Here is a 14,644-nt window from a genome sequence, read left to right on the forward strand (position 1 = left end):
TACGTTGTGCTTTCATGGGTGATCCTGATCATTACAGATGGTCAGTTTGAAGCTATACGGTATGAGGAATTAACGCGAGAATTGCCGATTTAGAACACCGCTTTCTGGTGGCGCTACTTAAAATTTTTTGCAGGTGATCGATGTCCGAATATCAGGTAAATCTGAACGATTATTTCTCCCGCATCGGCTACGACGGTCCGCGCGAAGCGTCGCTCGATGTTTTACGCGCGCTGCATGACCGGCATCCGCGCGCGATCGCGTTCGAGAATCTCGATCCGTTCTGCGCGCGGCGCGTGTCGGTCGCGCTGCCCGCGATCGTCGCGAAACTGGTGTCGTCGCGGCGCGGCGGCTACTGCTTCGAACACAACACGCTGTTCGCCAACGTGCTCATGCAACTGGGTTTCGATGTCGAGCCGATGGCGGCGCGCGTGCTCTACGGTCATCCCGCCGGTGCGAGCACACCGCGCACGCATATGCTGCTGCGCGTGAGCATAGAGGGACAGGCATGGCTGGCCGATGTGGGCTTCGGCGGCGCGTCGCTGAGCACGCCGCTTGCGTTCGCCGAGCGCGGCGTGCAGCAGACCTTGCTCGAACCGGCGCGTCTCGCCCCGCTCGGTCAGACCGAGTGGAAGCTCGAAACCTTTAACGGCGAGGCGTGGCTCGACGTCTATCGCTTCGACGATGCGCCCGCGCAGTGGGTCGATTACGAAGTGGCCAACTGGTACACGTCGGCTGCGCCGCAATCGTTTTTCCGCGATAACCTGATCGCATGCATCGCGCATCAAGGACGGCGCGCCGTGCTGTTCAACGATCGCTACACGGAGCGCGACGGCAACGGCCAGCGCCTGACCGAGCGCTTTATCGAAAGCGTGGACGAACTCGCGCAATGCTTGCAGGAGTGCTTCAATCTCGATACGGCAGGTTTCGATCTGCCTGCGATGTTTGCGCGCGTGGAAGGGCGCGAACAGAGCAGCGAGCGCTGACGCAATGCGCAAACCCGTGAGCTGGATTCGCGCGCACGGGCAGCGCGAAGGAGGAGACGATGAACAAGCCGCTGGTCGCGCGGCTCTTCGCGCAAACCTTCATCTGGCTGGTGTTCCAGGGCGCTTTATTGTTCGTCGCGGCGGGCACGCTGGCGTGGACGGCGGCCTGGCTCTGGCTGCTCGAATGGGCCGCATGCTGCGCATGGATCGGCATGTGGCTCGCGCGCACCGATCCCGGTTTGCTCGCCGAGCGCCTCGCGCCGCTCACGCAGCGCGAGCAGGCGCGCTGGGACCGCATCTTCATGGTGGCGGTGGCGCTCGCGTGGTGTGCGTGGCTGTGTTTTATCGGCCTGGACGCCGTGCGTTTTCACTGGTCGCGCGTGCCCACGTGGCTGAGCGTATGCGGGGCGATGGCGATCTTCGCCGACATCTACGCGACGCGCGGGGTTTTCGCGGCGAACCGTTATGCCGCGCCCGTCGTCAAGATCCAGCGCGAGCGCGGCCATGCCGTGAGCGACAGCGGCCCGTATGCTTATGTGCGCCATCCGATGTACGCATTCGCGATCCTGCTGCTGGCGGGCACGCCGCTCATGCTGGGATCGTGGTGGGGGCTGTTGTGGGTGCCGCTGATGGTGGCGGGAGTGGGCTGGCGCGCCGTGCGCGAAGAGCGCGCGCTGGCCGCGGAACTGCCGGGCTATCGCGCGTATCTGGAGCGGGTGAAGTATCGGTTCGTGCCCGGCGTGTGGTGAGGCCGGGCGCGACCTGAAGCGGATTCAGTGCGATGACGGAGCAGCGGACGCCCCCAGCGCATTCGCATAGCGCCGATAAAGCCACGCCAGCGCCGAACTGGTGAGCAACGCGAAGGCAAGATTCGCGACGCTTTGGGCGATTGCCAGCGCCGTGACCCAGCCAGGGGTCTGCACCACGGCAGGCGAAATGCCCGCGAGTCCCATGCCGATCAGCACGATCACGCCGCACACCAGCAGCGGCAGCGCCGCCACGCACGACACGCCGAACAGAGTCCAGAAGTGTCCCTGTGTATCGCGCCACGCCGCGCCCAGCGAGAAGCGCCCGCCGATCGCCAGCGCCGGATAAAGCAGGCACACGCGCACGCCGATGAACGCCCAGATCGCCGCGACGATCAGCGCGAGAAAGAGCTCGCTGGCCGCCGTCTGTGGACGCAGCGCCAGCCACGATCCAGCGCCGGTGGCGATAAAGAACAGCATCATCAGCACGCCCAGCCCGAGCATGCGCAGCATCGGCCGCGCGCCATTGGGCAGGATCGGCGCGGTGCGCTCGTCGAGCAGCACGAAGCGGTAGATCTTCAGCGTGAACCAGAGGTAGACGAGGGCGTTGAAGATCGACGCCAGATTGCCCAGCAACACGAGGCCGGTGGACGGCACGTCGCCTTCGCCCGGCATGGGCCTGCCGGCCAGCGCGAGCCAGCCGAGCGCCGCATAGAGCACGAATGCGCCCAGCACCACGGCAGGCATGCGCCTGACGGCTTCCCCGGCGCTCGCCCACGCGCGTTTCACGCATTCCATGAAGGTCATCTGTTGCATGGTTCTTATGATCGAAGTTACAGACGGCCTACAGTCTAACGCGGCGTGGGCGTTTGGTGCGGCTGTGCGCACGGTCGTGCGCGATTCCTTCTTCTATTTCACGGCGAACAGCGTGAGGTTCATGAAAATCTTGAACACGTAACCGAGCGACACCGCCCCGGCCACGCCGCCGCACCACAGCAGCACGAACCAGAGCCAGCCGGGCAGGGCGCGCTCTTTACCCCGCTTCTTAATGGTAGTGGTGAGCGTCGCCATGACGGAGCTTGCCTCTAAAGACCCAGTAACCGAGCGCCGTGTAGGCGAGGATGATGGGCAGGATGAACGATGCGCCGATCAGCGTGAAAACCTGGCTTTCGCGCGGCGCGGCGGCTTCCCAGAGCGTCAGATGCTGCGGGATCGCGTAGGGCCACAGGCTCACGAGCAGGCCCACGTAGCCAAGCAGCACGAGCGCCAGCGCAGCCACGAACGGCGTCTTGTGATGACGCGACTGCACGGCCCAGCGCATCCAGACGGTACAGGCGACCACCAGCAGCGGCACCGGCGCGAGACGCCAGAACAGGCCCGAGTAGAACCAGCGATGGGCAATCGACGGATCCTGCAGCGGCGTCCACAGACTCACGAGCGCGATGAAGCCCAGCAGCATGACCGTGAGCGGCCACACGAGCTTGTGCAGACGGCGCTGTAGATCGCCCTCGGTCTTGGCGACGAGCCAGCAACTGCCGAGCAGCGCATAGGTGGCCACCAGACCAAAGCCCGTGAGCAGGCTGAACGGCGTGAGCCAGCCGAAGGCGTCGCCAGCGAAGTGACCGTCCTGCATCGGAATGCCCTGCAGGAAAGCGCCCAGTGCGATGCCCTGGAAGAACGCCGCGCCTGTCGATCCGCCGATAAAGGCCAGATCCCACAGATGCTTGGTGCGATTGGCTTTGGCGCGGATCTCGAACGACACGCCGCGGAAGATCAGGCATGCCAGCATGAAGATGAGCGGCAGATAAAGCGCCGAGAGCACCGTCGAGTAGACGATGGGGAACACGGCGAACAGCCCCGCGCCGCCCAGCACCAGCCAGGTTTCGTTGCCGTCCCACACGGGCGCGACGGTGTTCATCATCAGATTGCGCTCATCCTCGTCGGGGAAGAACGGAAAGACGATGCCGATGCCCAGATCGAAGCCGTCCAGCACGACGTAGAGTAAAAGACCGAGCGCGATGATCGCGGCCCAGATGACGGTGACATCCATGTTGCGTTGCCTCGTTTCTGTATGCGTATGAAGGGTCGCTGCGAGTTGATGCGCGCGTGTGTCAGGCGTCGATCAGTTCGTCGGCGGCGACCATCGGGCGGCGTGCGGTCTGGTTCGCGGCGATGGTGGGATGGGCAAACGCCGCGCCAGCGTCGTGATCGCCGTGGCCGCCATGCGAGGAGTCGCCAGGCAGCGCCGGGCCCTTGCGCATGAGCTTGAGCAGGTAGTAGATGCCGGTGCCGAACACGAGGAAATAGACGAACAAGAACGCCATCAGCGAAATGCCTACTTGCTGTGCCGTGAGCGGCGACACAGCCTGCGATGTGCGCATCACGCCATAGACCACCCACGGCTGGCGGCCCGCTTCAGTGGTGATCCAGCCTGCGAGCAGCGTGATGAATCCGGTCGGACCCATCGCCAGCGCGAAACGCTGGAACAGCTTCGATTCATACAGCGTGCCACGCTTGCGCAGCCACCAGCCGGCCACGCCCAGCACGATCATCAGGATGCCTAAGCCAACCATCACGCGGAAGGTCCAGAAGATCAGCGTCGAGTTCGGGCGGTCTTCAGGCGGGAAGGTCTTGAGACCGCGAATCTCGCCGTCCCAGCTATGCGTGAGGATCAGGCTGCCCAGGTGCGGGACCTGCAGGGCGTAGCGCGTGGTTTCGGCTTTCATGTCGGGAATGCCGAACAGATTGAGCGCGGTGCCACCGTGTTCGGTGTCCCAGATGCCTTCGATCGCGGCGATTTTGGCGGGCTGGTATTCGCGTGTGTTCAGACCGTGCGCGTCGCCTACGAAGGCTTGCACGGGAGCCAGCACGAGCAGCAGGCCCAGCGCCATCGAGAACATCTTCTTCACGGCCGGATCGCGGCGGCCCTTGAGCAGATGCCACGCGCCCGTTGCGGCCACCACCAGCGCGGCCACGATAAAGGCGGCGATCGCCATGTGCGCGAGGCGGTACGGGAACGACGGATTGAAGATGATCTTGAGCCAGTCGACCGGCACGACGTGGCCGTTCTCGATCTTGAAGCCCTGCGGCGTCTGCATCCAGCTATTCGAGGCCAGAATCCAGAACGTCGAAATCAGCGTGCCGATGGCAACCATCAGCGTGGCGCCGAAGTGGGCGCGCTCGCTCACGCGATTCCAGCCGAACAGCATGATGCCGAGGAAGCCCGCTTCCAGGAAGAACGCGGTCATGACCTCGTACATCAGCAGCGGCCCGGTGACGGGACCGGCGAACGACGAGAAGCCGGCCCAGTTGGTGCCGAACTCGTAACTCATCACCACGCCGGAGACCACGCCCATGCCAAAGGCGACGGCGAAGATCTTCGACCAGAAGTGGCAAAGCTCTTTGTAGAAGGGTTGGCGCGTCTTGAGCCAGCACCCTTCAAGCACCGCGATAAAACTCGCGAGACCGATGGAGAGCGCCGGAAAGACGATGTGGAAGGAGACCGTGAAGGCGAACTGGAGCCGGGCCAGATCGAATGCCGATAGTGCCGGCAAGGCGGGGAGTGACGGGGGCATGTGCGTGCGTACGTGTGGCTTGCTTGTTCGTCGGAAAACCTGCACGGCGCGCGCAATGCGGCGGCGGGGAAACCGTCGCGCGAAGCGTCGTGCGAATGGACGTAAGCGTAGGGGAAGCGCGCGCGTTTTGCTGTGCCGCCCGATGCGCCAGCATGTCGCAGTAATCAATCGTCAAGTGACGATTGCATGCGCTAAAGCATTGATATGGATTGAGTTAAAGGGGAAATTCGACGTCGCTTGATTTAACGCAATGTATGCGCGCTGCGGCAATATGCGTCAATTTTCGGGGTGCGCGCGCGTGGTGCGTCAATTGGCCCAGGTGCGCGAAGAAACGGTGTTCGAACCGGATTTTCTACTGGGCGCAGGCGGCAGAGAAAAGAAGCGTCGCTGGAGAGGTGACGCGCGTAACTAATTAATCAGGATGACGATGTAAATGATTACGCAATGCTCAGCGCGGATCGCTCCAGAGCTTGCCGGCCGTCGCCCAGTTTTCCGGTTTGACGTCGTGAAAAATGATATCGACGGACTGGGCGTCGCAGCCCAGCACCTTGACGGTGGTTTCGGTGAGTGCGGCGGCGAGTTCGCGTTTCTTCTCGACGCTGCGGCCTTCGAACAATTCGACGTGGAACGTAGGCATGCGGATCTCCTGGTGAATGGGCTAAACGATGAGGGTTTAATCGCGATACGACGGATCAATGCGATCGAGCTTGCGCAGCAGCGCGGGCCATTCGAGTTCGCCTTCGATTGCACCGCCGTCGTACAACTGCGTGGCAGTGCGCGCGCAGACCTCGGGCGGCGGCATGACGAGCGGCACGCCGCCGGCCTGCGCCTGTAACTGGATCTCGCAGGCCTTGATGAGCGTGGCCATCAGCACCCAGGCTTCGGCAACGGTGCGGCCGGTGGTGAGCGTGCCGTGATTGCGCAGCAGCATCGCGGGTTTGTCGGCGAGACTGGCGGTCAGGCGCGCACCCTCGGCGGGCGTGAACGCCAGGCCCTCGTAATCGTGCCATGCCAGTTGGCCGTAGAAGCGCAGCGCATGCTGCGAGGCGGGTAGCAGACCGTCGCGCTGGATCGACACGGCAATGCCCGCCGTGTTGTGCAGATGCATGACGCAGACGGCGTCGGCGCGCGCCAGATGCACGGCCGCGTGCAGCGCGAAGCCGGTGGCGTTGACGGGATGCGCGCTGTTGCCGACGATGCGGCCCTCGGTGTCGATCTTGACGAGGTTCGAGGCGCACACCTCGTCAAACCTCAGACCGAACGGGTTGATGAGGAAGCGGCCCGGCTCGCCGGGGATGGCTGCCGAGACATGCGTGTAGATCAGGTCGTCCCAGCCGTACAGCGCGATCAGCCGGTAGGCGGCAGCGAGATCGATGCGCAGTTGCTGTTCGGCTGCGGAGATTGGCGTGGCCTCGGCGATACCGGCCGGGCGATGGGCGAATGACATGGCGGCTCTCCTTCAGCGGACGATGCGGTGGTTCGACTGGCCGGATCGGCTTGATTCGTGATTGCGCAGCCGCAAACGCCACGCGAGATGCACAGCCCAGCCCGCGAGCGCGAACGGCGCGGTCATTGCGGGCAGCCCCAGGCGCGCAGCGGCCAGGTGCAGGGCCGCGGCCAGCATGGTCGCACAGATTGCGGCGCGCGGTCCGAGTGCGCTGGCGGCCAGCGCCGCGAGCGCGCCGTTGAAGCCGCACAGCCCGGCGGCGAAGCTCGCGGGCGGCGTGCCCAGCAGGATTTCGAGCGCGCTAGCCAGCGCCGCGCCGCCCAGCGCGTACGCCGCCGCACGCCGCGACGACCACGCGGTCCCCGCAAGCAGCACGAGGCCCGGCAGCGCGCCGGAGGCGAATACGGTCTGCGCGATGCCGCTCATCAGGCCCGCGAACGCGTCGGCCGCGCTCAGGGCGGCAGGCATTGGAGATGCGGCTGAAGCGGCGCGCTCGCCGCCCGCGTCCAGCGCGAGCCAGAGCCACGTCGCGGCGAGGCACGGCACCGAGTACACCGCGAGCCGGGCGCGGCCCAACACACGCACCAGCGGCGTGCCAAGCCACGCGCTGAACGCCGCCGCGAGCAGGGCGAGCGCGAAAGCCGTGGCGGTATCGGAGCAGAAGGTGACGGCTGCGAGGCCCGCGAGCGCACCGTTGAAGCCCGCCAGACCGTCGCGGATCGCATCGAACGGCGCACGGCCCAGCAGCGCGCAGACATTGGCGGCCGTGGCGCCGATGAGCGCCGCGCAGGCCAGCCTCAGGTCGCACAGTGCCAGTGCGACAAGCACGCATGCGCCCGTGCCCGCATGCTTTTGCAGGACGATCTGGCCGAGGCTGCGCAAAAGCGTGCGCAATGGCTCGACGAGGCTGACGGCGGAATCGGCGGAGGCGACTCGAACGGACGCGTGGGTGGACATGGTGGGGCAAAGACGAAGGAATACAGGCAGGCGCGGATATCGGGCGATGCGCGCCGCTTCGCGAGGATAGGCGAAGCGCGTCGTCTTGCGTATGCGCAGGCGTGATAGTCGCTATTTGCGGGCTGTGCCAGGATAGCCGCTGACGGCTGATGCAGAACATTCGCAGAAAATTCACAGAACTTTCAACACGGAGAGCGCCATGCGCGAAGTACGTTGGGCTTCAAAGGAAGGCGAGGGCATCGAGCATCTGGCATTCGATGCGAGCGGCGACGGAATCCGCGTGGAAAGCGTGGTGGTCGGGCAGCGTTACGGCGAGGCTTACGGGCTGTGCTACACGGTCCACTGCGATCCGCTCTGGCGCGTGACCTATGCCGCGTTTCGCGTGATGGGCGGCGGGAGTTTCGCCATGTACGGCGACGGCCTTGGCCATTGGCACGACGGCGAGGGCCGCGCGCTCGACGCAATTGAAGGCTGCATCGATATCGACCTTGCGGCCACGCCGTTCACCAACTCGCTGCCGATCCGCCGTCTGGGACTGGCGCGCGGCGAGCGCCGTCCGATCGAAGTCGCTTATATCGCCGCGCCGGAACTCGTGCCCACGCGCGTCGCCCAGGCGTACGTGTGTATCGAGCCGGATCGCGAATATCGCTACGAAGGCATTTTTCGCGACTTCACCGCGCGGCTCAAGATCGACCAGGATGGCCTCGTGATCGACTATCCCACCTTGTTCCGCCGCTTGCCTTCGCCTTGAAGATTACGGTGTCTGCTGGGCGGCGGGCGCATCGACGGTGCTTTCGCCGCTCTGCACGATATGCAGTTCGCGCGTGCGCAGCGGCAGCGCGAAGTGCGCGTCGTTGAGCGTCTGGCGCACCTGGCGCGAGAGTTCCCAGCGCATCTCCCAGAACGTGTCGATATTGGCCCAGACGCGAATATTCAGTACTGCGATGCTGTCGTCGAAGCGCGTCACCATCACTTGCGGTGCGGGCGCGGCCAGTACGCGCGGGTCGGCGGCGGCGAGCGCGCGCAGCGCGTCGATGGCGCGGTTCACATCGTCGCGCACCGAAATTTCCACTTCCAGATCGAGGCGGCGGGTGGGATTGCGGCTGTAATTGCGGATCGAATTGCTCCACAGCGCGCTGTTCGGCACGTATTCGCAGATGCCATCCGGCTTGGTCAGGCGCGTAGTGAAGAGATTGACTTCTTCGACGGTGCCCGCAACATTGGTGCCGCCGTCGATATAGTCGCCCACCTTGAAGGGGCGCAGCAGCAGCAACATGATGCCGGCGGCGCTATTCTGCAGCGTGCCTTGCAGCGCGAGACCGATGGCCAGACCCGCCGCGCCCAGCACGGCGACAATGCTCGCGGTCTGGATGCCAATCTGCGAAAGCGCGCCGACGATGGCGATGAGACGCACGCCCCACACGGCGCTGTCGCGCACGATAGGGCGCAGCGTGGCGTCGATGCTGCCCTGGCGCGAGAGCCAGTTGCCCACGCGCCGCGCGACCCACCAACCGAGCCAGAGAATCGCCACTGCCGCGCACAGGCGCAGCGCGAAGGCGGTGAGCGCGTCCCACAGGAAACTCCAGTTGGACGGATGAACGTGCGCGAGTAGCGATTGCATGGGGCGATGATCCTCGAAATAAGCGGGCGTGCCGGTGTCAAGGCGGCGCGCGTGGAGCACCTATTTTAAGGGCGCATGCGCCCGTCATGCGTTCGCTAACGTTGCGGGTGGTTCAGATCAGGCCCGGGTCGCGACGATGAAAAGACGCGGGAACGGCAACACCACCGTGCCATCGGCAAACGCCGGATAGGCCTGCCCGATCGCCTCGCGATAGCGCGCGGTGAAGGCCGCGCGTTCGTCGTCGCTGCCGAGCGCGGCCAGGAAAGGCCGCAAGGCGCTGCCCTTGAACCACTCGACCACCGCATCTGCGCCGCCCGCGAGCGCGTGGTAATAGGTCGTGCGCCACACGTCCACGCGCGTACAGAGCGGCGTGAGCAGTGCGTAATAGTGGCGCGCATCGAAGCGCTGGGTGCGCGCCGCATCTGCAAGCTTGTGCGCCCACGGACCCGACGCGGCGATCTCGCGCAGCAGGCGGTGCGCAGGCTCATCGAGATTGTCGGGCATCTGCACCGCAAGATGGCCGCCGCTTGCGAGACGCCGCACGAGTTGCGGGAACAGCGTGTCGTGATCGGGCAGCCATTGCAGCACGGCGTTCGCGAGCATCAGGTCGTAGCGCGGCTCGTGGTCCTGTGCACTGGCGCTCCATTGCGCGATATCCGCAAGCGTGAAGCCGATATGCGGCAGCCGCTCGCGCGCAGCGTCGAGCATATCCGCCGATGCATCAAGACCGCTCACGCGCGCTTCAGGCGCATGGGCGATCAGCAGTTCGGTGGAGTTACCCGGCCCGCAGCCGATGTCGATGGCGTTCGCCACAGGCGTTACCGGCACGGCGGCTAGCAGATCGCGCACCGGGCGCGTGCGCTCGTTTTCGAACTGTACGTACTGCTTTGCGTAGCCGTCACGATTCGTATGGGTTGCATTCGCCATATCCGTCTCCTTGCGGGCTGTGTCGTGGGGAATGCGTGCATTCTGGCCGCGTGCTGGAAATCAGTAAAATGAAATAAATTGACTGATTGATGCCAATTTCTGATGAAAATCGACACACTCGGCGTGCAGGCATTCGTGGCCATCGCGGAAGGCGGCAGCTTCCGGCAAGCCGCGCAGACGCTCAACGTCACGCAAACGGCCATCACGCAGCGGCTGCGCAAGCTCGAATCGTATCTGGGCGTCGTACTGGTCGAACGCACTACGCGGCATTGCGCGCTCACCGAAACCGGCGAGCGGTTTTTGCCGCAGGCAAGGCGTCTGTTGGGCGAACTGGCCGACGCCCTCACTGAAATCCGCGAGACCGGCATGAGCCAGCGCGGCGACGTGTCGATTGCCTGCGTGCCGACGGTTGGCGTGCAGTATCTGCCGCGCGTGCTGGCGCGCTTTTCGGCGAGCCGTCCGCATGATCGCGTGCGCATCCTCGATCACGCTTCCGCGCATGTGCGCGCGGCGGTGCTCAGACGCGAGGCGGAATTTGGCATCGGCGTGGCGGGCGAACAGCATCCCGAACTGACGAGCGTGCCGCTCACGACCGATCCCTATGTGCTGGTGTGCCGCGACGATCATCCACTGGCGAGGCGGCGGCGCGTGAAGTGGGCAGCGCTAGGCGCGCACGCGCTGATTTTTGCGGGCGAGGTGAGTGCGAATCGCGGGCTGCTGGACGTGGCGCTCGAAACGAATGGCGTGAGCTTGCGGGCGTTCTACGAGGTGCAGCGTAGTTCGACCGCGCTTGGACTCGTCGCCGAAGGGCTGGGCGCGGCGGTGGTGCCGCGTCTGGCCGTGCAGAAGGATGTGTTTCCGATGGTACGCGTGATCGAGTTGATCGAGCCGGCTGTCTCGCGCACATTGGTGTTGCTTGCGCGTAAGGCCGCGCATCTTTCGCCCGCGGCCCAGGCGCTTTATGACATGTTGCTGGATCAGGCGCAGGTGCAGGCGTCGCGCTGAGCGGCCTGCATGTTTACCTGGGAATCCCTGGTAGTTTCAATCTTCCGGCGTACTCTGCGTCCCTTCACCCAGCGCACGCTGCATGAGTGCTGTATCGCGCCACGCACCATGTTTGAAGCCCACCGCCCGCAGCGTCCCCACGGGCTCGAAGCCCAGACTCGCGTGCAGCGCGAGCGAGCCGCCCTGCGGGTCTGCGACCACGGCAATCATCTGCCGCCACGGTCCCGCCTCGCATCTCTCGATCAGCGCGGCGAGCAAGGTGCGGCCCAGACCACGTCCGCGAAAGTTTTCGTCGATATAGATCGAATCTTCGACCGTGAAGCGATACGCCGGGCGTGGGCGATACGGCGTGGCGTAGCAGTAACCGGCTACGCGCCCATCGATTTCGGCGACGATCCACGGCAAGCCATGTTCGCGCACGGCGCAATGACGGCGCAGCATTTCGTCGAGCGACGGCGGCGTCTCTTCGAACGAGGCGGTGCCGTACTGCACGTGATGGGCGTAAATCGCGGCGATGGCGGGAAAGTCGGCGGGCGTGGCGTCGCGCAGTTGCGGCGCGGGAGTGTGCGGTGCGTTCATGATCGGCATGCGGATTCGGTGCGCCGCTTACGCAGCGGCGCTCGCATCCACTATGCCTTGCGCGCGCGCCGAATTGAAGCGCGTCAAAAATCCGTCATCGCGACGCGTCAACCCGCGCGCGCCGGGACCGGCGTGGTGCGTCCGAAGCGCCGAGCGCCCGCCACGCAGCCAATCACGATGGCCGTCACGGCGATCATCGCGGGCGGTACGGCTTCGTGCAGCAGCAGGGCGGCCAGCACGAAGCCAAAGAACGGCTGCAGCAACTGCAACTGGCCGACCCCCGCGATGCCGCCCAGTGCCAGCCCGCGATACCAGAACACGAAGCCGATCAACATGCTGAAGAGCGACACGTAGGCGAGCCCCCACCACGACGCCGCACTCACGTTCGCGAACGAAGCGGGCATGAACCACCACGCCAGCGGCGCCATCACCGGCAGCGAAATCACCAGCGCCCAGCAGATCACCTGCCAGCCGCCGAGCCGACGCGAGAGCCGTGCACCTTCCGCATAGCCTAGCCCGCAGACGACGATGGCGGCCAGCATCAGTGCGTCGCCAATAGGCGAGGCATCGGCGCCATGGCGCAGCGCGAAGGCGACCACGGCCGCGCTGCCAAGCGCCGAGAACAGCCAGAACACCGGCTGCGGGCGCTCGCCGCCACGCAGCACCCCGAACAGCGCCGTCGAGAGCGGCAACAGGCCGACAAACACAATCGCATGCGCCGAACTCACATGCCGCAGCGCCAGTGCCGTCAGCAACGGAAAGCCCACCACCACGCCCAGCGCCACGATCACGAGCGGCCAGAACTCGCGCCGTTCGGGCCGCGCGGCGCGAAACAGCACCAGCAGCAGGGCGCCGAGTGCGCCCGCGAGCGTGGCGCGCGCGCCGGTCAGAAAGAGCGGATCGAGGCCGAGCACGGCCAGGCGCGTGGCAGGCAGCGAGCCGCTGAAGATCAGCACGCCTGCAAGGCCGCAGAGCCAGCCGTCGGTGGTGGGATCGAGGGATTTGCGCATGAAGGAACCAGGAGGATGGCTTAAGCCGATCGGCCGATCATGCGCGCGCGGGGACAAACCGGTAAGCTAAGCATCAGTACAATTTCGACAAACTGTATTGAATACGGAGCAGTACAGATGGAAGACGCTCACCAGACAGGCAGCGGAGCAGCAGGGAGGACAGTGCCCGCGCTCACCCGCGTCGAGCAGGTGATGCAGGCCGTGCGCGAACGCATCGCCGCACGCGCGCTCGCGGCGGGTGCGCGCGTGCCGTCGATTCGCGTGATGAGCGAGCAGATGGGCGTGTCGAAGTCCACCGTGGTCGAGGCCTACGAGCGTCTGGTGGCCGAAGGGGCGCTGGCGGCGCGGCGCGGTTCCGGCTTCTTCGTGGCGGCTCATGGGGCTGCGCTTGCGCGCGGGCAAGGCGGCATGTTCGGCACGACCGGTGCGCCGGGCCCGCAAATAGACCGCGCAATCAATCCGCTCTGGCTCACGCGCCAGTCGCTCGAAACCGATGCGCGCGCGCTGCGTCCGGGCTGCGGCTGGTTGCCCGCCACGTGGTTGCCCCAGGACGCGGTGCGGCGCGCGCTGCGCGCCATCGCCCGCGATCCGCGCGCCCAGCTTACCGATTACGCCACGCCGCTGGGCCTGCCCGCGTTGCGCCAGCAGCTTGCGTGGCGGCTCGGGCAGCACGGCATCGAGGCCGCGCCCGAACAGATCGTCCTGACCGACGGCGGCAGCCAGGCGCTCGACATCCTGTGCCGCTTCCTGCTCGAACCGGGCGACACCGTGGTCGTCGACGATCCGTGCTACTTCAATTTCCAGGCGCTGCTAGGCGTGCATCGCGTGCAGGTCGTGAGCGTGCCCTATACGCCCACCGGCCCCGATCTCGCGGCGTTCGAGCGCGTGCTGGCGGCGCATCGGCCGCGCCTGTACGTGACCAACTCGGCGATCCACAATCCGACCGGCGCGACGCTCGCGCCCGCCATCGCGCATCGGCTGCTCAAGCTCGCCGAAGAGCACGATCTGCTGATTATTGAGGACGATATCTTCGCCGACTTCGAGACCGATCCCGCGCCGCGTCTCGCGGCCTTCGACGGTCTTGCGCGCGTGGTGGCGATCGGCAGTTTCTCGAAGACCATGACGGCGGCCGCGCGTTGCGGCTATATCGCGGCGCGCGCGGATTGGGTCGAGCCGCTCGTCGATCTCAAGCTCGCCGTGTCGTTCGGCAATGGGGAACTGGCAGCCGATCTGGTGCAGCGTCTGCTGGTGGACGGCACGTATCGGCGCTATCTGGATGGGCTGCGCGCGCGGCTCGCGGATGCGATGGGCGATACCGTGCGCCGTCTCGCGTCGGCGGGACTGACGGCATGGACGCGACCGCAGGCGGGCATGTTGTTGTGGGCGCAACTACCGGATGGACTCGACGCCGCGCAGGTCGCGCGCGAGGCGCTGGCGGATGGGGTGGTGCTCGCGCCGGGCAACGTCTTTAGCGTGTCGCGCACGGCAGGGAGTTTTCTGCGCTTCAATGTTTCGCAGTGCAACCGGCCGAAGGTCTACGAGACCTTGCAGCGCGCGATGGAGCGCGCGGCAACGCCCGCCTGAGCAATTACGGTTCGTGACGTAGATAACCTGCCTTGCTGGGGGCGCGCATGCGCCAGCCCCACGCCTTCAGTTCGTCGGTCGCGAGCATTTGCTGAAGGACCACGAGCACGAGCACGAGCACGAGCACGAGCACGAGCACAAGCACAAGCACAAGCACAAGCACAAGCACAAGCACAAGCACAAGCACAAGCACAAGCACAAGCACAAGCA

The 14,644-nt window shown here is 65.5% G+C and carries 17 protein-coding genes; 5 read left to right on the forward strand and 12 right to left on the reverse strand.

Annotated elements, in window-relative coordinates; translation table 11 throughout:
* The first annotated feature begins 140 nt into the window (after nucleotides 1-140).
* On the forward strand, nucleotides 141-983 hold the full coding sequence (locus VG320_RS04335) for an arylamine N-acetyltransferase (RefSeq protein ID WP_327198914.1): 843 nt from the start codon (nucleotides 141-143) through the stop codon (nucleotides 981-983).
* Nucleotides 984-1,054: 71 nt separating this feature from the next.
* Nucleotides 1,055-1,732: an isoprenylcysteine carboxylmethyltransferase family protein gene (locus VG320_RS04340; protein WP_327198929.1), complete on the forward strand. Its 678-nt coding sequence runs from the start codon at nucleotides 1,055-1,057 to the stop codon at nucleotides 1,730-1,732.
* 24 nt (nucleotides 1,733-1,756) lie between these two features.
* On the opposite strand, the gene VG320_RS04345 is transcribed toward VG320_RS04340, so the two are convergent.
* From VG320_RS04345 to VG320_RS04375, 7 genes are all read right to left on the reverse strand, one after another.
* Complete coding sequence (locus tag VG320_RS04345; protein ID WP_327198915.1) at nucleotides 1,757-2,545, reverse strand: hypothetical protein; 789 nt, start codon at nucleotides 2,543-2,545, stop codon at nucleotides 1,757-1,759.
* A gap of 93 nt (nucleotides 2,546-2,638) precedes the next feature.
* Nucleotides 2,639-2,800 carry a hypothetical protein gene (locus VG320_RS04350; protein ID WP_327198916.1) on the reverse strand — a complete coding sequence of 54 codons (162 nt, stop codon included), beginning with the start codon at nucleotides 2,798-2,800 and terminating at the stop codon, nucleotides 2,639-2,641.
* Nucleotides 2,775-3,779, reverse strand: a complete 1,005-nt coding sequence (cydB, locus tag VG320_RS04355) for a cytochrome d ubiquinol oxidase subunit II (protein ID WP_327198917.1) — start codon at nucleotides 3,777-3,779, stop codon at nucleotides 2,775-2,777. The genes VG320_RS04350 and cydB overlap by 26 nt, the downstream gene beginning before the upstream one ends.
* 61 nt (nucleotides 3,780-3,840) lie before the next feature.
* A complete protein-coding gene (locus VG320_RS04360) occupies nucleotides 3,841-5,304 on the reverse strand; it encodes a cytochrome ubiquinol oxidase subunit I (protein ID WP_327198918.1) in 1,464 nt (487 codons plus the stop codon).
* 448 nt (nucleotides 5,305-5,752) lie between these two features.
* On the reverse strand, nucleotides 5,753-5,941 hold the full coding sequence (locus tag VG320_RS04365) for a 4-oxalocrotonate tautomerase (protein WP_027819518.1): 189 nt from the start codon (nucleotides 5,939-5,941) through the stop codon (nucleotides 5,753-5,755).
* Nucleotides 5,942-5,977: 36 nt separating this feature from the next.
* Entirely contained in the window at nucleotides 5,978-6,751 is a 774-nt protein-coding gene (locus VG320_RS04370; RefSeq protein WP_327198919.1) for a class II aldolase/adducin family protein, read from the reverse strand.
* A 12-nt stretch (nucleotides 6,752-6,763) separates the two neighbouring features.
* The gene (locus VG320_RS04375; RefSeq protein WP_327198920.1) at nucleotides 6,764-7,708 is read right to left on the reverse strand and encodes an urea transporter; all 945 of its coding nucleotides are present in this window, start codon (nucleotides 7,706-7,708) and stop codon (nucleotides 6,764-6,766) included.
* A gap of 199 nt (nucleotides 7,709-7,907) precedes the next feature.
* Between VG320_RS04375 and VG320_RS04380 the strand changes: the two genes are divergently transcribed.
* Complete coding sequence (locus VG320_RS04380) at nucleotides 7,908-8,459, forward strand: putative glycolipid-binding domain-containing protein (protein ID WP_327198921.1); 552 nt, start codon at nucleotides 7,908-7,910, stop codon at nucleotides 8,457-8,459.
* 3 nt (nucleotides 8,460-8,462) lie between these two features.
* On the opposite strand, the gene VG320_RS04385 is transcribed toward VG320_RS04380, so the two are convergent.
* Together VG320_RS04385 and tam are read right to left on the reverse strand one after the other, a co-directional pair.
* Nucleotides 8,463-9,329, reverse strand: a complete 867-nt coding sequence (locus tag VG320_RS04385; protein WP_327198922.1) for a mechanosensitive ion channel family protein — start codon at nucleotides 9,327-9,329, stop codon at nucleotides 8,463-8,465.
* A 117-nt stretch (nucleotides 9,330-9,446) separates the two neighbouring features.
* The gene (gene tam / locus VG320_RS04390) at nucleotides 9,447-10,256 is read right to left on the reverse strand and encodes a trans-aconitate 2-methyltransferase (RefSeq protein WP_327198923.1); all 810 of its coding nucleotides are present in this window, start codon (nucleotides 10,254-10,256) and stop codon (nucleotides 9,447-9,449) included.
* 102 nt (nucleotides 10,257-10,358) lie between these two features.
* Between tam and VG320_RS04395 the strand changes: the two genes are divergently transcribed.
* Nucleotides 10,359-11,261: a LysR family transcriptional regulator gene (locus VG320_RS04395; RefSeq protein ID WP_327198924.1), complete on the forward strand. Its 903-nt coding sequence runs from the start codon at nucleotides 10,359-10,361 to the stop codon at nucleotides 11,259-11,261.
* 36 nt (nucleotides 11,262-11,297) lie between these two features.
* Here the strand turns inward: VG320_RS04395 and VG320_RS04400 are convergent, their stop codons facing one another.
* A complete protein-coding gene (locus VG320_RS04400) occupies nucleotides 11,298-11,840 on the reverse strand; it encodes an N-acetyltransferase family protein (RefSeq protein WP_327198925.1) in 543 nt (180 codons plus the stop codon).
* A 107-nt stretch (nucleotides 11,841-11,947) separates the two neighbouring features.
* On the reverse strand, nucleotides 11,948-12,850 hold the full coding sequence (locus VG320_RS04405; RefSeq protein WP_327198926.1) for a DMT family transporter: 903 nt from the start codon (nucleotides 12,848-12,850) through the stop codon (nucleotides 11,948-11,950).
* A 192-nt stretch (nucleotides 12,851-13,042) separates the two neighbouring features.
* Here VG320_RS04405 and VG320_RS04410 point away from each other — a divergent pair, with 192 nt between their 5' ends.
* A complete protein-coding gene (locus VG320_RS04410; RefSeq protein WP_327198930.1) occupies nucleotides 13,043-14,434 on the forward strand; it encodes a PLP-dependent aminotransferase family protein in 1,392 nt (463 codons plus the stop codon).
* A 4-nt stretch (nucleotides 14,435-14,438) separates the two neighbouring features.
* Here the strand turns inward: VG320_RS04410 and VG320_RS04415 are convergent.
* The coding region (locus VG320_RS04415; RefSeq protein ID WP_327198927.1) for a hypothetical protein at nucleotides 14,439-14,644 on the reverse strand (206 nt) is incomplete at its 5' end.

This window comes from Paraburkholderia sp. (genome assembly GCF_035948235.1).
Lineage (GTDB): Bacteria > Pseudomonadota > Gammaproteobacteria > Burkholderiales > Burkholderiaceae > Paraburkholderia.